A 24391-nucleotide genomic window follows, 5' to 3' on the forward strand; every position below is an offset into this window, starting at 1 on the left:
TGCACGGGGTGCCGAGCAGGCCTGCCGACCGGCGGGCCGGGACGGAGACAGGGTGCGGAAACCGCAGCTGACCAGAGCCGAGGGACTGCCGGAGCGGGTCACGATCTACGAGGTCGGCGCCCGGGACGGGCTGCAGAACGAGGACGCGATCGTCGACGTCGCGGTCAAGGCGGAGTTCGTCCGGCGGCTCGTCGACGCGGGGCTGACGACGATCGAGACGACCAGCTTCGTGCACCCGAAGTGGGTCCCCCAGCTCGCCGACGCGGCCGAGCTGCTCACCGCGCTCGACCTGCCGAGCGGCGTACGGGCGCCGGTGCTGGTACCGAACGAGCGAGGGCTGGACCGCGCGCTGGCCGCCGGGGTGCGGGAGATCGCGATCTTCGCCAGCGCCACCGAGACGTTCGCGCGGAAGAACCTGAACTCCACCCTGGACGAGCAGTTCGCGATGTTCACGCCGACGGTCGAGCGGGCGCTGGACGCCGGGCTGGCGGTCCGCGGCTACGTCTCGATGTGTTACGGCGATCCGTGGGAGGGCGACGTACCGGTCGAGCAGGTCGTCCAGGTCACCGCGCGACTGGCCGAGCTCGGCTGCCACGAGCTCTCGCTCGGCGACACCATCGGCGTGGCGACCCCGGGCCAGGTGATCGACCTGATCGGCGCGCTCGGCCAGGCCGGTGTCGGCGTCGACCGGCTCGCCGTGCACTTCCACGACACCTACGGCCAGGCCCTCGCCAACACCCTCACCGCCCTGCGCGAAGGCGTCACCACCGTCGACAGCTCAGCCGGCGGCCTCGGCGGCTGCCCGTACGCCGAATCCGCCACCGGCAACCTCGCCACCGAGGACCTGGTCTGGCAGCTCGACGGCCTCGGCATCCGCACCGGCGTCGACCTGGAAAAGCTGGTCACCACCAGCACCTGGATGTCCACCCACCTCGGCAAACCCTCCCCCAGCCGAGTAGTCCAGGCCCTCGCCGGCTAGACCGACCCCGCGCGAACCCGCTGGGCCGTGGCCTCGCACCCGTGCTGCCGTGTCGCCGGTCCAATGGACGACGACGGGTGGCGGACAGTGGCCGCAAGGTGACAGCGGGGTCAGCGGGCGATGGGAGGCCAATAGCTTCGGGGGATGCGAGCTTCTTCGTCTGGCTTCAGGGTGGTGGCGTACGCCGCCGTGGCGGTGGGTGTGGTGTCGAGCGGATGCGGTTCCAGTGCTGAGCCCCGGAGCGATGTCGCAGCTTCAGCCGCGCCCTCGTCCACCTCGCCCTCGACCACGCTCAGCAAGGCCACGCCGAGCGAGATCACGCCGAGCAAGGTCACGCCGTCGTCGGTCACGGAGATGAGTGCTGCGGACAAGCAGCTCCTGCGGACTTTGCTGGGGCCGACCTCGTTGTGTGTGCCGGCGGATGGTCTGCGGGTGGAGTGTGGACGGGTGTACGCGGCGACGTCCAAGGTGGTGGGAACGGTCGAAGCTGCGTTGAAGGGCATGCCGGCGACGAAGCCGTACCAGGATGCCGCAAGCAATCTGCGGCTGTTCCAGAAGACCTACCGCACGATGAGGACTCTCGGCTGTTTCGCGGCGAAGAAGCCGAAGGAGGCCGAGCTCTGCACGAGCCTCGCCAACGTCGCGAGATTGACCTTGCTGATCGCCGTCTGACCAGCTGCACCGTCGCAGGTGGACAAGGTCACGCCGACGCTCCGTCCGGCAGTGTCACCGGGATTCCGGCGGGCCGGCGGGCGTGCCCCAGGTGGTCAGGCAGAACGCGTGCCCGGCCGGGTCGAGGTAGACCCGGAAGACCGCGGGCGACGGTTGCAGCACGGTCTTGGTGGCACCGGCCGCGATGACCTCGGCCTCCGTCGCGTCCAGGTCGGCGGTCTTGAAGTCCAGGTGGCACTGCTGCGGAACCCGCGGATCGGGCCAGGTCGGGGCGCGGTGGTTCAGGTCCCGCTGGAAGCCGAGGCTGACGCCGTCGAGGCGCAACTCGACGAAGGTCTCGTCGGCCGCGGCGATCGAACCACCGCAGATCCGCTGGTAGAACGTCGCCAGCTCCAGCGGTTCCGGGCAGTCCAGCGTCGGTCCCCACAACGGCGCGACCACGGCCACCTACTGCTCGATCGGCCGCGGGATCCGCCGGACCAGGCTCTTGTCGGCGTACTCGCCGATCCGGTACGTCGACCAGCCGTCCACCCCGGCGCCGACCGCGCCACCCAGCAGGGGCACCCGCCGGGTCACCGTCAACGCCATCCGCTTGCCGCTGACCCGGGCGATCAGCTCGCCGACCACCTCGCCCGCGACCAGCCGGTCCAGCTCCGGGTCGAACACCGGCGCGGTGGCGATCGCCAGCGGCGACGTCGGCAGGCTGGCCTTCTTCAGCCGGTCGGTGACGCCGTCCTCGCCGAGCAGGCAGGTGATCACGGCGGTCCGGACGCGCGGGTCGCCGAGGTCGTAGCCGCGCAGGTGCGCGATCGCGGCGACCATCCGGGCCTGCACAACGGCCAGGCCGGTGAGGTTCGCGGGCAGCGACACCGGCAGGGTGACCAGCCCGCCGACGCTGGTCACGAAGCCCTGGACGCCGGCCAGCCGGATGTGCTGGTCGATCACCGCCTCGATCGCGACCGCGACGTCGCCGTCGGCCTTGGCCAGCTTCTGCTCGGCCAGCTTCTCCGCGCCGGGAAACCGCTGGTACCCGTCGATCGCGATCTCGAGCACCTGGCGCAGGATGCCCGCGGCGGCCTGCGGCGCGAATCGCTGGGCGGCAGGCGCGAGACTGCTGGCGACGAACCTTGCTACTCCGGCCACGGTGCTCCTCGAGGCTTCGGTGGGGCGCGTCCACCCGGCCTCGCGGGCGGCGCACTGCCAACTCTACGTGCCGCCCCCGGCCACGCCACCCGGGACGAACCCCGACCGCGCCCTGAGCACCCCACCACGCTCCATGCAGCCGCTAGGTTGGCGGGATGAGGATGACAGTGGTCGGCTGCGCGGGATCCGCTCCCGGACCGGACTCGGGCGCGTCCAGCTACCTGGTGGACAAGGACGGCTTTCGGCTGCTGCTCGACCTCGGCGCGGGATCGGCCGGCCCGCTGCAGCGCTACGCCACCGCGGAGGACATCGACGCGGTAATCCTGTCTCACGCGCACTCCGACCACTGGGCCGATGTCACGCAGCTGTCGTACTACCGGTCCAAGGCAGTCCGGGAGGGTTCGGCGTGCGGCCCGCTGCGGATCTACGGGCCCTCGACCATGAACGAGGTCCTGACCAGCAATCCCGACGACTTCACCAGCACCTTCGTCCAGGCGGGTGACCTCGAGCTGGGACCGCTCCAGGTCCGGCTGGCCCAGGTCCGCCACGGTGACCTGGAGTGCTGGGCGAGCAGGGTCGACGACGTGCTCTGCTACACCGCCGACACCGAGCCGTGCGCCGCGCTGGACGAGCTCGCGGACGGCTGCGGCGTACTGCTGGCGGAAGCGTCGGGGTTCGACGCGGACGGGCCGCTGCGCGGGCATCTGACGGCCGGGGACGCCGGGCGGTTGGCGGCTCGGGCCGGGGCCAGACTGCTGGTGCTGACCCATCTCCGCGCCTGGCAGGACCACCTGCGGCTGCTCGACGAGGCGGCCCAGCTCGCCGGGTGCCCGGTGATCCTGGCCACCCCGGGGCTGCGCGTCGCGCTCTGACACCCTGCCCGGCGTGCGGCTGCCGGGACGAGGGGTGAAGGATGGTGGCGTGCCTGTCGAACCACCCGCCTCCGTCTGGGAGTTCCCGCCGGTCGCCGTGGCCGGGGCCGGGGACGTGGTGGCGGCCGGTGCGGATCTGGAGCCGGGGACCGTGCTGGCGGCGTACCGGCGGGGGCTGTTCCCGATGCCGGACAGCCACGGCCCGTTGCTGTGGTGGTCGCCGCTGGAGCGGGGGGTGATCGAGGTGGCCGGTTTCGCCCCGTCCCGCTCGCTGCGCCGCGCGCGGAACCGGTACGAGATTCGCGTCAACACCGCGTTCGACCAGGTCATCCGCGCCTGCGCCGACCCGCGCCGGCCCGGGTCGTGGATCGATCGCGACATCATCGAGTCCTACACCCGGCTGCACCGGATGGGCTGGGTGCACTCGGTCGAGGCGTGGGACGGCGACGAGCTGGCCGGCGGCCTGTACGGCGTGGCGATCGGCGGCCTGTTCGCCGGCGAGTCGATGTTCCACCACAAGACCGACGGCTCGAAGGCGGCCGTCGCCGGTCTGGTCGAACTGCTCGACGACAAGTACGCCGCCGAGCGGGTGTTCGACATCCAGTGGGTCACCGACCACCTGGCCACCCTGGGCGCGGTCTCCATCCCCCGCGACCAGTACGTCCGCCGCGTCCAGCGCGCCCTGGAACTGCCTTTACCCGACGCCTTCGCCTAACCCGACAAAGGCGGCGTGCTCGGCGATCGCGAGTTCGAAGAAGGTGTCGGCCGGGTCGAACGTGCCGACCAGCTGACCGAAGAGCTCGAAGCTGATCAGCCCGAAAAGCTGCGTCCACACCATGGCCATCCGCAGCAGCAGGCTCTCCGGTACGCCGGGCGCCACCTCGATCAGCTGGGCCAGCTGCTCCACCAGTACGTCGTGGGGCTCCACCGCGTCCGCCGGTACCACCAGGACGCCGGCCTCCTGAGCGCGGGAGAGCACCCCGAGCAGGGCAGCCGCCACCCGGGTCGCGGGCTGGATCGTCGTCTGCGGCGCGGTGTAGCCGGGCACGGGTGAGCCGTAGATCAGCGCGTACTCGTGCGGGTTCGCCTTCGCCCAGGACCGCACCGCGCGGGAGATCGCGAGCCAGGCCGCGCGCGGGTCCTGCTCGGCCCGGGCGGCGTCCTCGGCCGCGGCGCCGAGCGCGTCGTACGCGTCGATGATCAGCGCGGTCAGCAGGTCGTCGCGGCTGGGGAAGTACCGGTACAGGGCGGACGAGACCATGCCGAGCTCGCGGGAGACCGCGCGCAGCGACAGCCGCTCGGCCCCCTCGGCGGCGAGCTGGCGGCGGGCAGCGTCCTTGATCTCCCGGGTCAGCTCGGCCCGGGCCCTGTCACGTGCGGTGCGGCCGGCGTTCATGTCCAGCAGTCTGCCATGAACACCGCACTGAAGCGAGAGCAGTGCTCTTGACAAGGATCGGCTTGCCCTGTTCACTGATCACAACAGAGAGCGCCGCTCTCGGACAGGGAGGCCGCCATGCAGAACTACGACTCGAACCGCCTGATCACCGCCGGAAGCCGCAGCATGCTGGTGTTCAACAAGATCGTGGCGGGCCTCACCAAGCGCGGCATCAGCTTGATGGGCAGCCGGGTCCTGTCGGTCCGCGGCCGCAAGTCCGGCGAGTGGCGCAGTACGCCGGTCAACCTGCTCACGCTGGACGGCCAGACCTACCTGGTCGCGCCGCGCGGCCACACCCAGTGGGTCCGCAACCTGCGCGCGCACCCCGAGGCCCGGCTCCGTCTCGGCCGGACGACCGAGACCTTTCACGCCGTCGAGCTGGCCGACGCCGACAAGCCCGAGATCCTGCGGCTCTACCTGAAGAAGTGGGCCTGGGAGGTCGGCGCGTTCTTCGACAAGGACGTGCGCAAGGACTCCCCGACCGAGCGCCTGCTCGAGGTCGCCCCCGGCGTCCCGGTCTTCCGCCTCACCCCGGCGTGATCCGTCCGTCGCTCAGCTACAGTCCTGGCCGGATCAGCGACGGACCTACGCCGTGACCGCCGACCGCGAACCGAGTGCCAAGATGGCGGCATGATCAGTCCCGAGCAGTTGACCGCGGCGCCGAAGGTGCTGCTGCACGATCACCTGGACGGCGGGCTGCGACCCGCGACGATCGTCGAGCTGGCCCAGGAGATCGGGCACCGGCTGCCGCGGACCGATCCGGCCGAGCTGGGCGAGTGGTTCGTGGAGTCGGCGGACTCGGGATCGCTGGAGCGGTACCTGGAGACGTTCGACCACACGGTCGCGGTGATGCAGCACGCCGAGGCGATCACCCGGGTCGCGAGCGAGTGCGTGCAGGACCTGGCCGCCGACGGCGTGGTGTACGCCGAGATCCGGTACGCGCCGGAGCAGCACCTGACCGCAGGGCTCAGCCTGGAGCAGGTGGTCGACGCGGTCGGGGCCGGGTTCGAGCACGGGATGGCGCACGCCGAGCGGCCGATCGTCGCCCGCCAGTTGCTGACCGCGATGCGGCACCAGGCCCGGTCGATGGAGATCGCCGAGCTGGCCGTCGCCTACCGCGACGCCGGGGTGGTCGGCTTCGACATCGCCGGGGCCGAGGCGGGCTACCCGCCCACCCGGCACCTGGACGCGTTCGAGTACCTGCAGCGGGAGAACGCGCACTTCACCATTCACGCCGGCGAGGCGTTCGGGCTGCCGTCGATCTGGCAGGCGATCCAGTGGTGCGGCGCGGACCGGCTCGGGCACGGCGTGCGCATCATCGACGACATCAGCACCGACGGACCGGACGGCAAGGTCGAGCTCGGCCGGCTGGCGGCGTACGTGCGGGACAACCGGATCCCGCTGGAGATGTGCCCGAGCAGCAACCTGCAGACCGGCGCGGCCAGCTCGATCGCCGAGCACCCGATCGGCCTGCTCGCCAAGCTGCGCTTCCGGGTCACGGTGAACACCGACAACCGGCTGATGAGCGGCACCTCGATGAGCCGCGAACTGGCCCTGCTCGCGGACGCCTTCGGCTACGACCTGACCGACTTCCGCTGGTTCGCGATCAACGCGATGAAGTCCGCCTTCCTGCCCTTCGACGAACGCCTCGCCATCATCGACGACGTCATCAAGCCCTGGTACGCCGCGAACCAGGACCTGGCCTGAGCATGCAACCTCCGGGGCCCGGCCGGACTCTTGTTCGGTATGCAGGCAGAGGTCTCGGAGGGGCAGCCGGGGTGGGCGGTCGCGCCCGTACGCCGGGCTGACGCCGCCGCCGAGTTCAGCGAGTACGTCGCGACCCGGTACGACGGCCTGCTGCGGATGTCGTACCTGCTGACCCAGGATCGCGGGCTGGCCGAGGATCTGCTGCAGACGACGCTGGCGCGGTGCTGGCTGTCGTGGCCGAAGATCAAGGCCGACAACCCGCACCACTACGTCCGGCGGGCGCTGGTCAACGCCCACCGGGCGTGGTGGCGGGTGAAACGCACCAAGCTGGAGATCCCGACCGACGCCGTACCGGCGGACGCCGCCGACGGCGGGTACGACGTGCTGCACGAGAACACCGTGCTGCTGGCCGCGCTCGCCCGGCTGCCGCGCAAGATGTGCGTCGTGGTGGTGCTGCGCTACCTCGAGGACCTGTCCGAGGCGGACACCGCGGCCGTGATGGGCTGCTCGGTCGGCACCGTGAAGAGCCAGACCAGCCGCGCGCTCGCCAAGCTGCGGCTCGATCCCGCGCTGACCAAGGAGGACTGGCGATGAACCCGGACGAGCTGCGGCGCCGCCTGCACCAGGCGGCAGCGTCGGTCTCCGGAGAAGGCGACCCCGCGCCCGCGATCCAGCACCGCGCCGACGGCATCGTGCGCCGGCGCGCGACGGCGACCACCTGCGCCCTGGTCCTCACCATCGCCTCGACCGCGCTGCTCACCTCGAACCGGCCCGGCAGCTGGCCACTGCCCACGAGCCGGCTCGCGACCGGCGGCGGCACGGTCGCCGCCGGTCCGGTCGAATGCTGCCCGGACGGGGTGAGCCCGGGCCTGACCGAGCTCCCGTCCCGGACGGCCTTGCGGTACCAGGTGGACCGCACCTCGATGAACGTCCGCTTCGGCGACAACCCGGCGCAGCAACGCTGGACGACGATCGGGCCCGCGATGGCGAAGGACTCGATCTGGCTGCTCGCCGCCTGCTCCGGCGCACCCGCCGAGATCACGCTGGCGGTGCACCGGGAGTCGCGCTCCGCCGCGCCGGTCGCCCAGCAGGCGATCGCGTGCACCGCACACGCGACCTTGACCCAGTTGCAGGTACCGGAGAGTTGGCCGGACGACGCGCAGGCCGTCCTGGCGGTGGGCGTCCCCAGCCGCTTCGGCGCGGTGTCCTCCGTGGTCGTCAACGCCGGCCTCTACCGCGCCGACCCCTGCCGCGCCCGGGGCTGCGCGCCGATCTGATGCCGCGGTGCCGTCAGCGAGCCCGCGGCCGGTCAGGCCGTGGTCTGGAAGGTACGGCGGTAGTTCTGCGGCGGGATGCCGACCACGCGCCGGAAGTGGTGGCGGAGCAGGGCCGCGGTGCCGAAGCCGGACTCGGCGGCGATCTGCTCGATGCCCAGCGAGGTCTGCTCCAGCAGGGTGCGGGCGTGCAGCACGCGCTGGGTGGTGAGCCACTTGAGCGGGGTCGTCCCGGTCTCGGCGACGAAGCGGCGGGCGAAGGTGCGGTCCGACATCCGGGCTCGCCGGGCCAGGTCCGGCACGGTGTGCTCGACGGTGAGGTTGTCGACCATCCAGTCGAGCACCGGCTGCAGGCTCTCCCCGGACGACTCGGGCACCGGCACCTCGACGTACTGGCGCTGGCCGCCGTCGCGCTGGGGCGGGACGACCATCCGGCGGGCGATCCGGGTGGCGACGGCGCTGCCGAGCTCACGACGGACCAGGTGCAGGCAGGCGTCGATCCCGGCGGCGGTGCCGGCGCTGGTGATGATGTTGCCGTCGTCGACGAACAGCACGTCCGGATCGAGCTTGGCGTCCGGGTAGCGCTTGCGGAAGAGGTCGGCGTAGCGCCAGTGGGTCGCGCAGTTGCGGCCGTCGAGCAGTCCGGCCGCAGCGAGCACGAAGGCGCCGGAGCAGACCGTCAGCAGGATCGCCCCGCGGTCGGCCGCCTGGCGCAGCGCGGTCAGGACGCGCTCGTCGTACTCGTCGCGCCAGGTGGTCGCCGGCAGTGCCACCAGGTCGGCGTCGGCCAGCTCCTCCAGCCCGTACGGCGCGATGACGGCGGAGTGACTGCTGGTCCGCAGTGGCTCGCCCGGCCGGGTCGAGCAGACCTTGAAGTCGAACGCGGGCACGCCGTCGTCGGTGCGGTCGATGCCGAACACCTCCGACAGCACCCCGAACTCGAAGACGGCGACGTCCTCCATCAGCACCACGGCGACCTTGCGGACCATGTCCCCGAGTATGGCAGGAATTTGTGCAAGGTGGTCAGTAGTGCCAATTGTGGCGGTATCTCAACGGTAGAATGATTACTGCCATGACCGGAATCGTTGTTCTCGCAGTTCTCGTGCTGGCCGTCGTCGCGGTGCTGGAAAGCAGCCACCGGCGCCACTCCACCGGCCTCCGGCCCGGCCCGAACGGCTCGTCGGCCGCCGGCGACCGCGACCTGGCCAGGTCCAAGCTCGACCTGCTCGCCCTCGGCGGCACGGCCGAACCCTTCACCCACAAGCCCGTCAGCACCACCGACAGCGTCGTTCACCTGCGCCGCGCCCGCCTGCACACCCCGCAGAGCCGGCCCGCCGCCTGATCGTCCCTGCCACCGCGAACGGAAATTCCGGCGCGGTGGCGACGGCGGTTGTGCCACAGTCGCTCGCATGAGCGACTACCGCGAGCTGAACCGCAGGAGCTGGGACGAGCGGGTACCGGCCCACGCGGCGTCCCCGGACTACAAGCTGGAGTGGTTCGAGCGGGATCCGGCGTTCATCTCGGACGTGGTCCGGTTCGACGTCCCGCGGCTCGGCGACGTCAGCGGGCTGCGCGGGGTGCACCTGCAGTGCCACATCGGCACCGACACGGTGTCACTGGCCCGGCTCGGGGCGCGGATGAGCGGGCTCGACTTCTCCGGCCCGGCGATCGCCCAGGCGCGGTCCTTCGCGGACACCCTCGGCCTCGAGATCGACTTCCACCAGGCCGACGTGTACGACGCGGTCGAGGTGCTCGGCGCGGCGGCGTACGACCTGGTCTTCACCGGGATCGGGGCGCTCGGCTGGCTGCCCAGCATCGACCGGTGGGCCCGGACGGTGTCCGGCCTGCTCAAGCCCGGTGGGCGGTTGTTCCTCCGGGAGGGTCACCCGATGCTCTGGGCGGTCTCCGGCGACCGCGGGCCCGACCTGCTCACGGTCGACCACCCGTACTTCGAGACCGAGGAACCGATGGTCTGGGACGAGGGCGGAACGTACGTGCAGACCGAGGTCGAGTTCCAGCACAACGTCACGCACGAGTGGAACCACGGCCTCGGCGAGATCGTGACCGCGTTGCTCTCGCACGGTCTGGAGCTCACCGCGCTGGAGGAGCACGACAGCGTTCCGTGGCCTGCACTGCCCGGGCAGATGACCCAGGACGAGGACTTCGGCGAGTGGCGTCTGACCGACCGCCCGGAACGGCTCGCCTGCAGCTACACCCTGCAGGCGCTGAAGCGCTGAAGAGCTGACCGCACGCCGCAGGCCCGGCGACGCTCAGCGCGCCGGGCCGGGCGGGAGTCTTGGGTCAGCGGGAGTTACGGCGCTGCTGGACCTTCTGGAACATCTCTTTGGCCTTGCGCTGGTTCTCCGGCTTGCTCAGCTCGCGCTGGGCCACCTGCGCCAGCTTGGCGACCACGGCGCCCTTGAACAGTGACTTCACGAAACCCATCGGGGGCCTCCTTCTCTACTTCCTTCGAAGGTAGCGGCTGGAACCAAGAATTCCCCCTGGGGAACCCTCTGACCTGCCCCTGGTTTCCCGCCACGCGTCCCTCAAAACCGTCACCGCGTGTCGGTGCCCGGAAGTGGATGGGATCTGCCGGCCGGGTGCGGCACACTGTGGGGGTGCCCGAATTGCCGGAAGTGGAATCGCTGGCGGGGTTCCTGCGGGAGCGTGCCGTCGGGCGGGCGGTCGTGCGCGCGGACATCACCGCGATCAGCGCGCTGAAGACCTACGACCCGCCGATCTCCGCGCTGGTGGGCCTGCTGATCGACGACGTTCGCCGGCACGGCAAGTTCCTCGACATCGAGGCGCAGGGTGTGCACCTGGTGATCCACCTGGCCCGCGCGGGCTGGTTGCGCTGGCGCGAGCAGCAGTCCACCACGCCGGTCCGGCCGGGCAAGGGACCGATCGCCTGCCGGGTGGTGCTGGACGACGAGTCCGGCTTCGACCTGACCGAGGCCGGCACCCAGAAGAAGCTCGCCGTGTACGTCGTTCGCGACGTCGCCGAGGTGCCCGGCATCGCGCGGCTCGGCCCCGACCCGTTCACGCTGTCGGCCGAGGACTTCGGCGCGATCCTGCACGAGGCCGGCCGGGTCCAGCTGAAGGGTGTGCTGCGCAACCAGTCGGTGATCGCCGGGATCGGCAACGCCTACTCCGACGAGATCCTGCACGTGGCGAGGATGAGCCCGTTCAAACCGGCGTCGAACCTGTCCGACGACGAGCTGCACGTGTTGTACACCGCGATGCAGGAGACCCTGCGCGACGCGGTGGACCGCTCGAAGGGTCTGGCCGCGCAGGACCTGAAGTCGGAGAAGAAGAGCGGCCTGCGGGTGCACGGCCGCAAGGGCGAGAAGTGCCCGGTCTGCGGTGACGTGGTCCGCGAGGTCAGCTTCGCCGACTCCTCCCTGCAGTACTGCGCGACCTGCCAGACCGGCGGCAAGCCGCTGGCCGACCGCCGGCTGTCCAAGCTGCTCAAGTAACCCCGGGCGAAAAGCGCCGGCTGTTCGCCGAGGCGGGTCCGGGCCGTGACCGGGAAGCTGCCATGATCGGAGCATGACGCAGAACCCGATGCTCCCGTCCGTCCCCTCCGTCGTCGTCAACGACGTGGACGACGACCTGCTGGCCGAGGCCTTCGTGCTCGACGTGCGCGAGCCCGACGAGTGGGCGAGCGGTCACATCGCGGGCGCCACCCACATCCCGCTCGGGCAGCTGCAGGAGCGGGTCGGCGAGGTCCCGCTGGGACAGAAGGTGCTCTGCGTGTGCGCGGTCGGCGGGCGCTCCGGCGTGGCCACCCAGTACCTGGTCTCCGAGGGCCGGGAAGCGATCAACCTCGACGGCGGCATGCACGCCTGGCAGGCGTTCGGTCGCCCGGTCACGACGGACTGACACCGGGCCGGAGCCGGCCAAAGTAGGCAGAAATCTTCCGGTAGGCCGACGGAGACGTTACTTTGTCACCGGTCGGTCGATCGGCGTACACCTGCGCCTCACACGGCGGTAGGGCTCACGGCGTCGGATGGCCGCGTCCGTCCACGCCCAGGAGGCCCCGTGTCCACGCCAGCCCCGCCCGGTCCCGAACCCACCCGAGAACCAGCCCGCCTCCCGTACCGCGCCGGGGTGCTCGCCGCCGGTTTGGCGGTCGGCGGTCTGCTGGTGGCGACCGTCCAGCCGGCGGCCGCTCAGCCGTCGCCCGACCTGACCACCCTGCAGCAGCCGGTCGAGGCGCACCGCGGCTCCTCCGCGGTCTCCGACGTCCCGGACGTCGCGCTCGCGCCGCCCGGCGAGGGCATCGTCACCCGGCGGTCCGACAGCCCGGTCGCGCCGGGTGTCACCTACACCAGCTTCGACCGTCTCGACGCGCGTGGCTGGCTGCGGGGCGACATCCTGGTCGCCGACCTGGACGCCGGCGGCGTGACCGTCGACTACCTCAACCCGGGCACCGTCTCCGGCCGGGAGGTGCTCAGCCAGCAGGCCGCCCGCAAGGGGGCGATCGCCGGCGTGAACGGCGACTTCTTCGACATCAACGACACCGGCGCCCCGCTGGGCGTCGGCATCGAGCGGGACGCCGACGGCGGCGCGGGCCGGTTCGTCAACGGACCGGCCGCCGGCCACAACGAGACGGCCGTGATCGGCACCGACGGCCTCGGCCGGATCGCCCAGGTCTTCCTGGCGGGCTCGGCGACCGACGACGACGCGAGCAAGGTCGAGCTGACCAACCTCAACTCCCCGTCGGTCAACGCCGGCGGCATCGGCCTCTACACCCCGCAGTGGGGTGAGGCGGCTCGTACCCGCACGGTCGACGGCCTGCCGATGGTCCGCGAGGTGATCCTGCGCGACGGCGTCGTGGTCTCCTCGTCGGCCACGCCCGCGACCACCCCGCTCGCCGCGAACGAGCAGGCCCTGATCGGCCGGGAGGCCGGCGCCACCGCGCTCGGCGCCTTCGAGCCCGGCGACAAGGTCGAGGTGAAGTACGGCCCGCGGGCCGACGCCGCCGACGCCGCGGTCGCGCTCAGCGGCAACAAGCAGCTCGCCCGCGACGGCCAGATCCTGACCGTCGACGACACCGCCCTGCACCCGCGGACCTCGATCGGCTTCTCCGCCGACGGCCGCCGGATGGTGCTGCTCACCGTCGACGGCCGGATGGTCGACTCCCGCGGCCTGACCGAGAAGGAGCTGGCCCGGCTGATGCTGGACCTGGGCTCCGACGACGTGCTCAACCTGGACGGCGGCGGCTCCTCGACGATGCTCAAGCGCTCGCCCGGCGAGGCCACGCCCGAGGTGGTGAACAAGCCGTCCGACGGCGCCGAGCGGCTCACCCCGAACGGCCTCGGCCTGCTTCCGGTCAAGGGCACCGGCCGGTTGAAGGGCTTCCGGGTCGAGGCCGCCGGTACGGCGAACGAGCCGGCCGACGCCGATCTCACCCGCAGCGCCCGGGTGCTGACCGGTCTGAGCCGCGTGCTCACCGCCCGCGGCCACGACGAGACCTTCGCGCCCGTCGCCGGTACGCCGCACTGGTCGGTCGGTGGCAAGGCCCGGATCAGCAACGAGGGCATCGTCACCGGCCGCCGCGCCGGGGACGTCGTGGTCACCGCAGCGCAGGGGGCGGCGTACGGCCGGTTCCCGCTGACGGTGCTCGGAGCGCCGGTCCGGCTCGCGCCGACGACCAAGCAGGTCTCGCTGCCGAACGCCGGGAGCAAGGGGTTGTTCGGTGTCAACGGCTACGACGCCGACGGGTTCTCCACCTGGGTCGAGCCGCGCGACGTCCAGCTGAGCTACGACAAGACGCTGGTCGCGGTCGTTGCCAAGGGCAATGGGTTCGAGGTGAACGCGCTCGGCACCGACGCGGTCTCCACCGTGATCACCGCGAAGGTGGGTGCCCTCACCACCCAGCTCAGTGTCACCGCCGGGCTGAGCAGCGTGGTGGTCGACGAGGTCGACGAGCTCACCCGCTGGCAGGCGAACGCCGTACCGGCCGGTGCCGCGACGGCGTCCCGGTCGGTCGCCGCGGGGCACGACGGCGGTCAGGCGATCGCGCTCGACTACTCGCTCACCGGCAGCACCGCCACCCGCGCGGCCTACCTGGCGGCGACGCCGCAGCAGACCCTGCCCGGCCAGCCGCAGAAGCTGGGCGCCTGGATCCACGGCGACGGCAAGGGCGCCTGGCTGCGCGCCAACGCCTACGACGGGGCCGGCGGTTCCGCGCAGACGCTCAACCTCGCGGCGGCGGTCGACTGGACCGGCTGGAAGTACGTCGAGGCGGACATCCCGCCGGGGCTCACGATGCCGCTGCGGTTCTGGCGGATCTACGTGGTCGAGACCGTGCCGAGCAGGCAGTACTCCGGCCGGATCGTCGTCGACGACCTGACCGTGCGCGGCGCCCCGCCGGTGACGGTCGCGCCGGCGGCCAAGGTGGTCGACCCGATGGTTGTTGCCGACGGCAAGCTCGACGGTCGGCGCTGGAAGTTCGCCGTGCTGTCCGACGCGCAGTTCACCGCGGATGCGCCGGAGTCGGACCTGGTCAAGCAGGCCCGCCGGACGATCCGCGAGGCGCTGGCCCAGCGGCCCGAGTTCCTGGTGATCAACGGCGACTTCGTCGACCGGGGCTTCGCGCACGACATCGCGCTGGCGCAGCGGATCATCGACGAGGAGGTGGCCGGCAAGGTCCCGGTGCACTACGTGCCGGGCAACCACGAGAGCTACGGGCCGGGTGACCTGTCCGAGTGGAGCAAGGTCTTCGGCGCGCCGAGCAGCACCTTCGACCACAAGGGCACCCGGTTCGTGCTGCGGGACTCCTCGCTCGGGTCGCTGCGGGCCGGTGGCTTCGCGCAGATCCTCGACCTGCGCAAGCAGCTCGACGACGCGGCGAAGAACCCGGCGATCCGCAACGTCGTCGTGATGGCGCACCACCCGATCGACGACCCGTCGCCGACCGCGAACTCGCAGCTGGGCGACCGCAAGGAGGCCGAGCTGCTGGTCCGCTGGCTGGCCGGCTTCCGGGCGGCGTCCGGCAAGGGCGCGGCGTACCTGGCGGCGCACGCGGGCACGTTCGCGGCAACGCGCACGGACGGCGTCCTGCTGCCGCTGACCGGCAACTCCGGCAAGGGTCCGTCGGGCGCTCCGGACGCGGGTGGCTTCACCGGCTGGGCGCTGGTCGGCATCGACCCGACGGCCCGGGCCGCGGACGCCGGCGTACGGCGCTGGTCGGCTCCTGAGCGCGCGTGGTTCCAGACCGAGTTCCGGCCGCACGTGGACGCGCTGGAACTGTCCGCACCCGCCACGCTGCGCCGAGGCCAGACCGCCACGGCCACCGCAACCGTCGTCCAGGAGAACCGCCGCGTCCCCGTCGCCTTCCCGGTGTCGGCCGACTGGACCGGCTCCACCTTCCTGCACCTCGGCCCGGCCACCTCCGCCCCGCCGTGGGCAGTCGCCGCCTACGACCCGGCGACCAACCAACTCACCGCCCTCCGCCCCGGCACTGTGAATCTCACCGTGACGGTCAACAACACCACCAGGACGACGAGCATCCGCGTCGACTGGTAAACAGGCGGAGTGCGCCTCGATCGCATCACCATCACCGAGTACGACGTCCACTGGCCGGCGCTGTTCGAGCAGCAGCGCCGGCGGGTGGAGCCGGTCCTCGAGCCGTGGCTGGTACGACCGGTCGACCACATCGGCAGTACGGCGGTGCCCGGTCTGCCCGCCAAGCCCATCGTCGACATGGTTGCGGTGATCACCGACCACCGGTCGGTAGCCGGCTGCTTCGGCGAGCTGGCCGCCGTCGGCTGGGTGCCTGCCCCGGAGCCGGGGGACGACGAGGCGCGCAAGCACTCGTGGTGCTACCCGAGCGTCGAGCACCGCACGCACCACCTGCACGTCGTGGAGCAGGCGTCGCCGGGCTGGCGTACGTGGCTCGCCTTTCGTGACCACTTGCGGGCCGACCCGGCGGACCGGGCCGAGTACGCGCGGATCAAGCGCGAGCTGGCCGCCGCCGACGACCAGGACCGCCCGGCGTACCGCGCGGGCAAGGCGCCGTTCATCACCGCCGTACTGTCTCGGCTGCCGGCCGAGGATTAGGGCGCACAAGTCTGCCCGGTGGGCGCGGCAGCAGGGGGCGCACGTGGTCGGATAGCGTCTGCGGGTGACTGATGTGCGGAGGCCGCGGCGGCTGGTGCCGGGTGACCGGGTGGCGGTGGTGGCGCCGGCGGGGCCGATCAAGGCGGAGCGGCTGGAGCTCGGGACGAAGTACCTGCGGGACTGGGGGCTCGAGGTCGAGGTGATGCCCTCGGTGCTGGCCCGGGACCAGCGGCTGCCTTACCTGGCCGGGGACGACGCCGCGCGGGTGGCGGACCTCCGGGCGGCCTGGCTCGACGACCGGTACCAGGGCGTCTTCTGCGGCCGCGGCGGGTACGGCGTCCAGCGAATCCTGCCGTTGCTGGACCTGGACGAGCTGGCCGCGGTGGAGAAGGTGTTCGTCGGGTTCAGCGACATCACCGGATTGCACGAGGGGTTCAACGCGCGCGGCCTGGTCACCGTGCACGGCCCGATGGCCGCCGCGGTCGAGCAGCTCGGCGCCGAGGCGGGCCGCGAACGCCTGCGCGCGCTGCTCTTCGAGCCGGAGTCCGTGACCGACCTGCTCGCCCCGGCCGGCGCCCGAACCGTCGTCCCGGGGACGGCGGAAGGCCGGCTGCTCGGCGGCAACCTGGCGCTGCTCGCCTCCAGCCTCGGGACGCCGACCCTCGCGAACCCGGCCGGCATCGTGGTGCTGGAGGACGTCAGCGAGAACGGGTACCGCGTAGACCGGATGCTCACCCAGTTGCTGCGCGCAGGCTGGTTCCAGCACGTCACCGGCCTGGTGATCGGCGACTTCAGCGACACCGACGAGGGCGCGCTCGTCGCCGGCGTGATCCGCGAGCGCCTCGCGCCCCTCGGCCTGCCGATGGTCGTCGGCGCCGCGATCGGTCACGAGGACCTCAACCTCGCCGTACCGCTCGGCCTGCCGGTCCGCCTCGACGCGACCAGCGCCACCCTGCAACCGCTGCAGGTCCCGTTCCGCTGAATCAGTAGCGCTCGGCCAGCCACCGGCCGAAGACGCGCAGGTGGTCGTTGAGCAGCTCGGGCTCGAGCACGTCCAGGTCGAGATTCAGGTAGGCCAGCCAGCGCGCGGCCCAGTCGAGATCGTCGGTGCCGAAGTGCAGCTCGCACTCGTCACCGCGCTCGATCACCGCCGCGACGCTCGGGTTCACCAGCTCCCGGACGAGCTCGGCCGAGGTGTGGACCCGCACCCGGACCTGGTGCCGCCACCGTCCGTGCGCCAGCGTCTGCGCGACGAGCTGAGCAGCGTCGCCCGGCGGCTCGGGCGCGGGGAAGCGAGTGCCGAGGGGCTGGACCTGCTCGATCCGGTCGACGGCGTACACCCGCCAGTCCTCGGTCCCTCGCGGGCAGCCGACGAGGTACCAGAGCCGGCGCAGCGTCACGAGCCGGTGCGGCTGCACCTCGATCGGCTTCGTCTCTCCGGACCCCGCCGAGCGGTGCCGGATACGGACGGCCTCGCCGGCCCGGCAGGCGAGCGCGATCGGGACGAGCACGTCGCGACCGGCCCGACGCGACGACTGCCCCGGGAGGGCCTGTACTTCGGTCAGCGCGGTGAGCCGGGCCTGCCAGCGTGACGGCACGACCTGGGTGAGCTTGGCCAGCGCCGTCACCGCGGCGGTCTCCAACCCGTCCACGCCGACCGCCGTCCGCAGGCTCAGCGCCACCGCGGCGACCTCGTCGGCGTCCAGCAGGAGCGGCGGCATGGCCCGGCCGTGCGCCAGCCGGTAGCCGCCGGTTCGTCCGGCCTCACCGTCGATCCGGTAGCCCAGCTCCCGGAGCTGTGCGATGTCGCGCCGGACGGTGCGTTCGGTGACGCCGAGCCGCTCGGCGAGGCCGGGCGCGGAGATGCCCGGGTGCGACTGCAGCTGCGCGAGGGTCTCGAGCCGACGGCCGGCGGTACTCATACGGCCATTCTGGCGCCAAACCCGGACAGAAACCGACCGGGTGGTGCGGCATGCTGAAGTCATGACCGAGATCGCACTGCTTCGTCCCGAAGGACTCGTGAACTCTCCCGCGTTCACCCACGTCGCCGTCGTGCCGCCGGGGGCGACCACGATCTACATCGGCGGCCAGAACGCCGTCGACGCCGAGGGCCGGCTGGTCGGCGGTGACGACGCGGCCGCCCAGACCCAGCGGGTGATGGAGAACATCAGGACCGCGCTGGCCGCCGTCGGCGCGGACGTGCACGACCTGGTGTCGATGACGATCTACCTGGTCGAGGGCGTCGATCTCGCCCAGGCCTACCCGGTCGCGGCAGCGGGGCTGGAGGGCGCGGTGCCGACCGTCCAGGCCGTCCGGGTCGCCGGCCTGGGCGTTCCGGGTGCGCTGCTGGAGGTCAGCGCCGTCGCGGCGGTGATGCGATGAGCGAGACGGGCAAGTCGCACGAGGTGAGCAAGCAGGTCGGCCGGACCAAGGGCGCGGGCTGGCAGATCGGCGTGTCCAAGACCATCGACCGCCCGGTCGAGGAGGTGTGGGACTTCGTCACCTCGCCGGCCGGGGTGGCCATCTGGCTGGGCGAGGGCGTCACCGTGCTCACCGCGAAGGGCACCGGCTACCAGACCACCGACGGCACCCACGGCGAGCTGCGCAGCTACCGCGACCTGGACCGGATCCGGCTCACCTGGCAGCCGCCGGACTGGTCGCACGACACGACCCTGCAACTGGCGGTCAGCCCGACCGGTTCCGGCCGGGCCCGGCTGGTGATGCACCAGGAACGGCTGGCCGACGCCACCGAGCGGGAGCAGCAGCGTCGCCACTGGCAAGGCGTCGTCACGGCGCTGGCGGCCGCGATCACCGCGGACTGAGCTGCTCCACATCCTGAGGTGTCACTCGCGGCCGAGCTGCTCGCGGAGGAAGGCGAAGGCCCGTGGATAGGCGTCCAGCTTGTTCTTCCGCTTCGCCAGCCCGTGCCCCTCGTCCGGGTAGACGAGCAGTTCGCTCGTGACCCCACGCTTCGCCAGCGCCGCCACGACCTGCTCCGCCTCGGACAGCGGCACCCGTGGGTCGTTGGCGCCGTGGATGACGAACAGCGGAGCCTCGATCGCGTCCACCCGGTTCAGCGGGCTGGCCAGCTCCAGGAACTCCCGGTCGCGGTCGAGGTAGCCGTACTCGCGCTCCCGGACCACCCGCCGGTACGCCGAGGTGTTCTCCAGGAACGTCACCAGCGAGGCGATCCCGACGATGTCCACGCCGGCCGCCCACAGCTCCGGCTGGAAGGCGAGTCCGGCGAGCACCATGTAGCCGCCGTACGAGCCGCCCCACAGCGCGACCCGGGACTGGTCGACGCCGATCTCCGGCAGCCAGGCGTGCAGCGCGGCCAGGTCCCGGACCGAGTCGAGCCGCAGCTCGCGATCGTCGAGGGCGTACCAGCGCTTGCCGTAGCCGGCGGACCCGCGCACATTCGGCACCAGCACCGTGTGGCCTTCGGCAACCAGTCCGGCGACGAGCGGGTTGAAGACGAGTCCGGCGTGCCACTCCGGCCCACCGTGCACCACGATCACGGCCGAGCCGTCGCCACCGCTCTCCGGGCGGTACACGAACACCGGCACTTGCTCGCCGTCGAACGACGCCACCCGGTGCGACGACGGCTGCCGCAGTCCGGCCGGAAGCTCAGCGGCCTCCGGAGCCCGGACGGCGACGGTCTCCCCGGTCGCCACGGCGTAGCGGAACACGTACGGCGGCTCCGCCGGGCTGCTGTAGGTGATCACCAGCTGGCCGCCGTCTGGCGACCAGTGCGGGGCCGACTCGACCAGCAGCGCGGCACAGCCGCCGGGAGGCAGCTCGATCGGGGTCAGCCGCTCGCCCTCCGTGCTGTGCAGCGCCAGCGTGACCGCCCCGTCGGCGCTGCGCGCGACCAGCAGGTGCTGACCGGAGGGACTCGCCCAGCCGATCAGGTCGCTCTCGGCGTCAGTCACCAGCTCGGTGGTCGACCCGTCCGCGACGTCGTACCGGAAGACGGCGATCCGGTCCCGGCCGGCGTCACTCGACACGAGCAGGCCGGTCGAGTCCGGCAGCCACGACAGCTCCAGCGCGCACGTCTCGTCCTCGTACGCCGTGACGTCGGTGATCCGGCCGGTGCTCGTCTCGACCAGCAGGACGTGGCCCGAGTTGGCGGGGCCGCCGGCCCGGATGACACCGACCCACCGGTCATCGGGCGACGGCTCCACGGTGGCGAGGTAGCCGCCGACGTCGTACAGCGTGGTCTGCGTGCCGGTGCCGAGGTCCAGCGCGACCAGGTCGAAGTCAACGTCGTTGCGGCGGTTGGTGGTGAACAGCACGCGGCCGGGCCGGGCCGTGACCAGGTGGTGGAAGTACGCCGCGTCGTGCACCAACGGCTGCAGCGTCGGCAGGTCACCGGGCTCGCTGAGGTCCAGCAGGGAGAGTTGACCACGTTCGTCGCCGCCGGTGTCGTGCTCGACCACCACCCGGCGGCTGCCCGGCACGTACTTCGCCGCGACCACCCGCTCGCTCAAGGCGGTCAGTGCACGCCAGGTCCCGTCCGGCGCGACCTCGTGCACCTGGCGAACCCCGCTGCCGTCGTACCCGATCAGCAGCCGTCCTTCGCTGTCGATGTCGAAGGCGACCAGGGAGGGCAGCGAGAGCAGGGCCGGCAGCATGCCGCCGACCCTACTCAGCTGACGGCTCAACGATCCCCGTGCCAGGAGTGCCACAGAGCGGCGTACGGGCCGTCCGCGTCGACCAGCTCGTCGTGGCCGCCCAGCTCCACGATCCGGCCGTCCTCGACGACGGCGATCACGTCCGCGTCGTGCGCGGTGTGCAGCCGGTGCGCGATCGCCACCACCGTCCGGCCCTCCAGTACGCCGGCCAGTGAGCGCTCCAGGTGGCGTGCCGCGCGCGGGTCCATCAGCGAGGTCGCCTCGTCCAGGACCAGCGTGTGCGGGTCGGCCAGCACCAGCCGGGCCAGCGCGACCTGCTGCGCCTGGGCCGGCGTCAGCGTCGTTCCACCGGAGCCGACCTCGGTGTCCAGGCCGTGCTCGAACCCGGCCACCCACGCGTGCGCGTCGACCGAGCGGAGCGCGTCCCACAGCTCCGCGTCCGTCGCGTCCGGCCGGGCCAGCAGCAGGTTGTCGCGCATGCTGCCCACGAAGACGTGGTGCTCCTGGTTGACCAGCGCCACATGAGTACGGACCTGCTCGGCCGACATCTTGCCCAGCGCGGCTCCGCCGAGCGTGACGTCACCGACGCGCGGCGAGTAGATCCCCGCCAGCAGCCGCCCGAGCGTGGACTTGCCCGCCCCGGACGGGCCCACCAGCGCGACGCGGGCTCCCGGCTCCACCGTCAGGGTGACGCCGTGCAGCACGTCGCGCCCTTCCAGGTAGCCGAAGCGGACCTCGTCGGCCAGCACGGTCCGGCCGTCGGGCTCACGCTCGTCACCGTCGGCGGCTTCCTCGATCTCGCGGACCCCGACCAGCCGGGCCAGCGAGACCTGGGCGACCTGCAGCTCGTCGTACCAGCGGATCATCATGTTCACCGGCTCGACCAGCATCTGGATGTAGAGCGCGCCGGTGGTCAGCGCGCCGACCGTGATCCAGCCCTGGATCGACAGCGCGCCACCGATCGTCAGCACCGCGGCCAGCGCGACCGCGTGGGTCATGTTGATCACCGGGAACAGGATCATCCGCAGGAACAGCGTGTACCGCTCCCAGCCGACCCACTGCCCGATCCGGGTGTCGCCCAGCTCGATCCGGCGCCGGCCGAGCCGGTGCGACTCCACCGTGCGGCCCGCGTCCACGGTCTCGGCCAGCGCCGACGCCACCGCGGCGTACCCCGCGGCCTCCGACCGGTACGCCGAAGGCGCGCGGCGGAAGTACCAGCGGCCACCGACGATCAGGATCGGCGCGGCGATCACCAGCGCGACGGCCAGCTCCGGCGCGGTCACCACCAGCGCGCCGATCAGCAGCCCGGCCCAGACCACCGCGATGGTCAGCTGCGGCACCGCGTCGCGCATGGCGTGCGACAGCCGGTCGACGTCCGTGGTGATCCGGGACAGCAGGTCACCGGTCCCGGCCCGCTCCAGTACGCCCGGCGGCAGCGCCACCGACCGGACCAGGAAGTCCTCGCGCAGATCGGCGAGCATCTCCTCGCCCAGCACGGCGCCGCGCAACCGGGTGATCCGCACGAACACGGTCTGCACCAGCAAAGCGACGACGAAGCCGAGAACGACGTAGGGCAGCTGGACGTCCCGCTCGCCGAGCGACAGCTTCTCCACCACGCCGCCGAGCAGCCATGGCCCGACCATGCCGCTCAGCGCCGCCACCGCGTTCACCACGGTCAGCCAGGCGAACGACCGGCGGTGCCGGCGGAACAGTGTCTTCAGGTAGGCGCGGACGGTCGCCGGACCGGCCACCGGAAGGCGAGCTGCCTCCTGCGGGGCGGCCGGGTCGTACTCAGGGCGCTTCACACCGACTCCTCGAGGGTTGGCTCGCCTTCATCAGTAAGGACAGCGCGGGTGACGACCGCGCGGTACTGCCGTTCGCTGTGCACCAGCTCGTGATGGGTGCCGACGGCCACCACCTGGCCGTCCGGCACGAACACGACTCGCTCGGCGCGGTCCAGCATCAAAGGGCTGGAGGTGAACACCACCGTGGTCCGGCCGGAGCGCAGTGCGCGGAGGCCGTCGGCGATTCGCGCCTCGGTGTGCGCGTCCACCGCACTCGTCGGCTCGTCCAGCACCAGGACCGCGGGGTCGACGTAGAGCGAACGGGCCAGAGCGACCCGCTGCCGCTGACCACCCGACAGCGACCGGCCGCGCTCGGTCAGCACCGCGTCCATCGGATCGGTGGGGCCACCTGCGGGCAGCGACTGCCGCAGTACGTCGAGGATGTCGGCGCACTGCGCCGCCTCCAGGGCCTGCTCCACCGTGACAGCCCCGCTCGACGGCACGTCGAACAGGTTGCGCACCGTCCCGGACAGCAGCACCGGGTCCTTGTCCTGCACCAGTACGGCCGTCCGCGCGGACTCCAGCGGCAGGTCGTCCAGCGCGACCCCGTCCAGCAGCACCGACGCGTCGCCGGGCTCCGCCTCGGGGCTGTGACCGCCCAGGCGATCCGCCAGCCGGCCACCAGCATCCGGGTTGCCGCACACCACGGCGGTGAAGCCGCCGGCCGGCACCTCCAGCCCGGAGACCGGGTCGAGCAGGTCACCCTCGGGCACCTGCGCCGCACCCGTACCGCGGGTGTCGTCCATCCGCTGCAGCGACAGCACCCGGGCCGCCCGCCGCGCGGACACCTTGGAGAAGATGAACGCGCTCGCCGTCTCCTCGAACGTGTGCAGCGGCACCATCATGAACGTGACGAAGCCGTACGTCGTGACCAGCTCGCCGACCGTGATCCGCCCGGCCAGCACCAGCCGGACACCCAGCCAGACCACGGCGACCAGGAACAGGCCGAACAGCAGCACCTGCAGCGCCGCGATCAGCGACCACATCCGGGCGCTGTGCACCGCACTCGCGCGGTACTCCTGGGAGGCGGAGCGGTACCGGTCCAGGAACAGCTGCTCGCCACCGATGCCGCGCAGCACGCGCAGACCGGCGACGGTGTCGGCGGCCAGCTCGGTGGCCCGGCCGCCCTTGGCCCGCTGGAGGTCGGCGCGGCGCTCGGCCGGACCCATCAGCGGAACGATCGAGAAGGCCAGCACCGGCACGGCGACCAGGACGACCAGGCCCAGCTGCGGCTCGTACAGCAGCAGTCCGACCACGACCGCGAAGCAGGTCAGCAGCGCGGCCGCGAACCGGCCCAGCACCTCGACGAACCAGCCGATCTTCTCGACATCGCCGCTGCTCACCGCGACCACCTCGCCGGCCGCGATCCGGCGGGTCAGCAGCGAGCCGAGCTCGGAGGCCTTCCGGAACAGCAGCTGCTGCAGCCGGGACGCCGTACAGATCCAGTTGGTCACCACCGCGCGGTGGAAGTAGGAGTCCGCGGCGGACTTCGCGGCGCCGAACGCGAGCAGCAGCACCCCGGCCAGCATCAGCCGGGACCAGGACTTGTCGATCACGGCCTGGATCGCGATGCCGACCGCGACCGGCGCGGCGGCGATGCCGCCGAAGTAGAGCATGCCCCAGCCCAGCGCGGCGAACTGTCCGCGGAGCTGACGGCGTTCCAGCCAGAGGATGAGTCGGAGACCGGATCGGGTGTCCGGCACACCCGGGTCGGCGAACGGGACAAGGCGCAACGACATGACGTCTCACAGGAGGCGTAGGAGG

At 72.0% G+C, this 24391-nt stretch carries 27 protein-coding genes; 17 read left to right on the forward strand and 10 right to left on the reverse strand.

Features of this window, described 5'->3' with window-relative positions; translation table 11 throughout:
* The first annotated feature begins 52 nt into the window (after positions 1-52).
* Positions 53-979, forward strand: a complete 927-nt coding sequence (locus KFLA_RS00710) for a hydroxymethylglutaryl-CoA lyase (protein WP_012917827.1) — start codon at positions 53-55, stop codon at positions 977-979.
* 110 nt (positions 980-1089) lie between these two features.
* Here KFLA_RS00710 and KFLA_RS00715 read toward each other — a convergent pair whose 3' ends face one another.
* Positions 1090-1329, reverse strand: a complete 240-nt coding sequence (locus tag KFLA_RS00715; protein ID WP_041289083.1) for a hypothetical protein — start codon at positions 1327-1329, stop codon at positions 1090-1092.
* A gap of 4 nt (positions 1330-1333) precedes the next feature.
* On the opposite strand from KFLA_RS00715, the gene KFLA_RS00720 reads away from it, so the two are divergent.
* Positions 1334-1651, forward strand: coding sequence for a hypothetical protein (locus KFLA_RS00720; RefSeq protein ID WP_148256520.1), 318 nt, complete (start codon positions 1334-1336; stop codon positions 1649-1651).
* Between the two features lie 54 nt (positions 1652-1705).
* On the opposite strand, the gene KFLA_RS00725 is transcribed toward KFLA_RS00720, so the two are convergent.
* Together KFLA_RS00725 and KFLA_RS00730 are read right to left on the reverse strand one after the other, a co-directional pair.
* A complete protein-coding gene (locus tag KFLA_RS00725) occupies positions 1706-2098 on the reverse strand; it encodes a VOC family protein (protein ID WP_237706678.1) in 393 nt (130 codons plus the stop codon).
* Positions 2099-2794, reverse strand: coding sequence for an EcsC family protein (locus KFLA_RS00730; protein WP_012917831.1), 696 nt, complete (start codon positions 2792-2794; stop codon positions 2099-2101).
* A 155-nt stretch (positions 2795-2949) separates the two neighbouring features.
* On the opposite strand from KFLA_RS00730, the gene KFLA_RS00735 reads away from it, so the two are divergent.
* Entirely contained in the window at positions 2950-3666 is a 717-nt protein-coding gene (locus tag KFLA_RS00735; protein WP_041289084.1) for an MBL fold metallo-hydrolase, read from the forward strand.
* 49 nt (positions 3667-3715) lie between these two features.
* Entirely contained in the window at positions 3716-4381 is a 666-nt protein-coding gene (aat, locus tag KFLA_RS00740; RefSeq protein ID WP_012917833.1) for a leucyl/phenylalanyl-tRNA--protein transferase, read from the forward strand.
* On the opposite strand, the gene KFLA_RS00745 is transcribed toward aat, so the two are convergent.
* Entirely contained in the window at positions 4361-5062 is a 702-nt protein-coding gene (locus KFLA_RS00745) for a TetR/AcrR family transcriptional regulator (protein WP_012917834.1), read from the reverse strand. The two genes, aat and KFLA_RS00745, sit on opposite strands and share 21 nt — an antisense overlap.
* Before the next feature lie 117 nt (positions 5063-5179).
* Between KFLA_RS00745 and KFLA_RS00750 the strand changes: the two genes are divergently transcribed.
* The 4 genes from KFLA_RS00750 (at position 5180) to KFLA_RS00765 (ending at position 8085) form a co-directional block, all read left to right on the forward strand.
* The gene (locus KFLA_RS00750) at positions 5180-5641 is read left to right on the forward strand and encodes a nitroreductase family deazaflavin-dependent oxidoreductase (protein ID WP_012917835.1); all 462 of its coding nucleotides are present in this window, start codon (positions 5180-5182) and stop codon (positions 5639-5641) included.
* 90 nt (positions 5642-5731) lie between these two features.
* Positions 5732-6808 (forward strand): adenosine deaminase, encoded by a 1077-nt coding sequence (locus tag KFLA_RS00755; protein ID WP_012917836.1) that lies wholly within the window; start codon positions 5732-5734, stop codon positions 6806-6808.
* A gap of 39 nt (positions 6809-6847) precedes the next feature.
* On the forward strand, positions 6848-7402 hold the full coding sequence (locus KFLA_RS00760; RefSeq protein WP_012917837.1) for a SigE family RNA polymerase sigma factor: 555 nt from the start codon (positions 6848-6850) through the stop codon (positions 7400-7402).
* Positions 7399-8085 (forward strand): hypothetical protein, encoded by a 687-nt coding sequence (locus KFLA_RS00765; RefSeq protein WP_012917838.1) that lies wholly within the window; start codon positions 7399-7401, stop codon positions 8083-8085. Before KFLA_RS00760 ends, KFLA_RS00765 begins: the two co-directional genes overlap by 4 nt.
* Before the next feature lie 32 nt (positions 8086-8117).
* Here the strand turns inward: KFLA_RS00765 and KFLA_RS00770 are convergent, their stop codons facing one another.
* Positions 8118-9071, reverse strand: a complete 954-nt coding sequence (locus KFLA_RS00770; RefSeq protein WP_012917839.1) for a helix-turn-helix domain-containing protein — start codon at positions 9069-9071, stop codon at positions 8118-8120.
* Positions 9072-9154: 83 nt separating this feature from the next.
* Between KFLA_RS00770 and KFLA_RS00775 the strand changes: the two genes are divergently transcribed.
* Together KFLA_RS00775 and KFLA_RS00780 are read left to right on the forward strand one after the other, a co-directional pair.
* The gene (locus tag KFLA_RS00775) at positions 9155-9424 is read left to right on the forward strand and encodes a hypothetical protein (protein ID WP_148256521.1); all 270 of its coding nucleotides are present in this window, start codon (positions 9155-9157) and stop codon (positions 9422-9424) included.
* 67 nt (positions 9425-9491) lie between these two features.
* Positions 9492-10319, forward strand: a complete 828-nt coding sequence (locus KFLA_RS00780; RefSeq protein WP_012917841.1) for a class I SAM-dependent methyltransferase — start codon at positions 9492-9494, stop codon at positions 10317-10319.
* Positions 10320-10383: 64 nt separating this feature from the next.
* On the opposite strand, the gene KFLA_RS38120 is transcribed toward KFLA_RS00780, so the two are convergent.
* Positions 10384-10527 (reverse strand): hypothetical protein, encoded by a 144-nt coding sequence (locus KFLA_RS38120; RefSeq protein ID WP_012917842.1) that lies wholly within the window; start codon positions 10525-10527, stop codon positions 10384-10386.
* 173 nt (positions 10528-10700) lie between these two features.
* Between KFLA_RS38120 and KFLA_RS00785 the strand changes: the two genes are divergently transcribed.
* From KFLA_RS00785 to KFLA_RS00805, 5 genes are all read left to right on the forward strand, one after another.
* Positions 10701-11558 (forward strand): Fpg/Nei family DNA glycosylase, encoded by an 858-nt coding sequence (locus KFLA_RS00785; protein ID WP_041289085.1) that lies wholly within the window; start codon positions 10701-10703, stop codon positions 11556-11558.
* A gap of 73 nt (positions 11559-11631) precedes the next feature.
* The gene (locus tag KFLA_RS00790) at positions 11632-11964 is read left to right on the forward strand and encodes a rhodanese-like domain-containing protein (RefSeq protein WP_012917844.1); all 333 of its coding nucleotides are present in this window, start codon (positions 11632-11634) and stop codon (positions 11962-11964) included.
* A 159-nt stretch (positions 11965-12123) separates the two neighbouring features.
* Positions 12124-15615: a phosphodiester glycosidase family protein gene (locus KFLA_RS00795; protein ID WP_012917845.1), complete on the forward strand. Its 3492-nt coding sequence runs from the start codon at positions 12124-12126 to the stop codon at positions 15613-15615.
* A 9-nt stretch (positions 15616-15624) separates the two neighbouring features.
* Positions 15625-16149, forward strand: coding sequence for a GrpB family protein (locus KFLA_RS00800; protein ID WP_012917846.1), 525 nt, complete (start codon positions 15625-15627; stop codon positions 16147-16149).
* Between the two features lie 64 nt (positions 16150-16213).
* On the forward strand, positions 16214-17131 hold the full coding sequence (locus KFLA_RS00805; protein WP_012917847.1) for a S66 peptidase family protein: 918 nt from the start codon (positions 16214-16216) through the stop codon (positions 17129-17131).
* Position 17132: 1 nt separating this feature from the next.
* Here the strand turns inward: KFLA_RS00805 and KFLA_RS00810 are convergent, their stop codons facing one another.
* Positions 17133-18071, reverse strand: a complete 939-nt coding sequence (locus KFLA_RS00810) for a helix-turn-helix transcriptional regulator (RefSeq protein WP_012917848.1) — start codon at positions 18069-18071, stop codon at positions 17133-17135.
* A gap of 61 nt (positions 18072-18132) precedes the next feature.
* Between KFLA_RS00810 and KFLA_RS00815 the strand changes: the two genes are divergently transcribed.
* Together KFLA_RS00815 and KFLA_RS00820 are read left to right on the forward strand one after the other, a co-directional pair.
* A complete protein-coding gene (locus tag KFLA_RS00815) occupies positions 18133-18531 on the forward strand; it encodes a RidA family protein (RefSeq protein ID WP_012917849.1) in 399 nt (132 codons plus the stop codon).
* The gene (locus KFLA_RS00820) at positions 18528-18971 is read left to right on the forward strand and encodes an SRPBCC family protein (protein ID WP_012917850.1); all 444 of its coding nucleotides are present in this window, start codon (positions 18528-18530) and stop codon (positions 18969-18971) included. Before KFLA_RS00815 ends, KFLA_RS00820 begins: the two co-directional genes overlap by 4 nt.
* 21 nt (positions 18972-18992) lie before the next feature.
* On the opposite strand, the gene KFLA_RS00825 is transcribed toward KFLA_RS00820, so the two are convergent.
* The 3 genes from KFLA_RS00825 to KFLA_RS00835 are packed head-to-tail and all read right to left on the reverse strand — an operon-like array spanning position 18993 to position 24366.
* Positions 18993-20783 carry an alpha/beta fold hydrolase gene (locus KFLA_RS00825; RefSeq protein ID WP_012917851.1) on the reverse strand — a complete coding sequence of 597 codons (1791 nt, stop codon included), beginning with the start codon at positions 20781-20783 and terminating at the stop codon, positions 18993-18995.
* Between the two features lie 26 nt (positions 20784-20809).
* Positions 20810-22588 (reverse strand): ABC transporter ATP-binding protein, encoded by a 1779-nt coding sequence (locus tag KFLA_RS00830; RefSeq protein ID WP_012917852.1) that lies wholly within the window; start codon positions 22586-22588, stop codon positions 20810-20812.
* Positions 22585-24366 (reverse strand): ABC transporter transmembrane domain-containing protein, encoded by a 1782-nt coding sequence (locus KFLA_RS00835; RefSeq protein ID WP_012917853.1) that lies wholly within the window; start codon positions 24364-24366, stop codon positions 22585-22587. Before KFLA_RS00835 ends, KFLA_RS00830 begins: the two co-directional genes overlap by 4 nt.
* Between the last annotated feature and the right edge of the window lie 25 nt (positions 24367-24391).

Source organism: Kribbella flavida DSM 17836, assembly GCF_000024345.1.
Taxonomy (GTDB): domain Bacteria; phylum Actinomycetota; class Actinomycetes; order Propionibacteriales; family Kribbellaceae; genus Kribbella; species Kribbella flavida.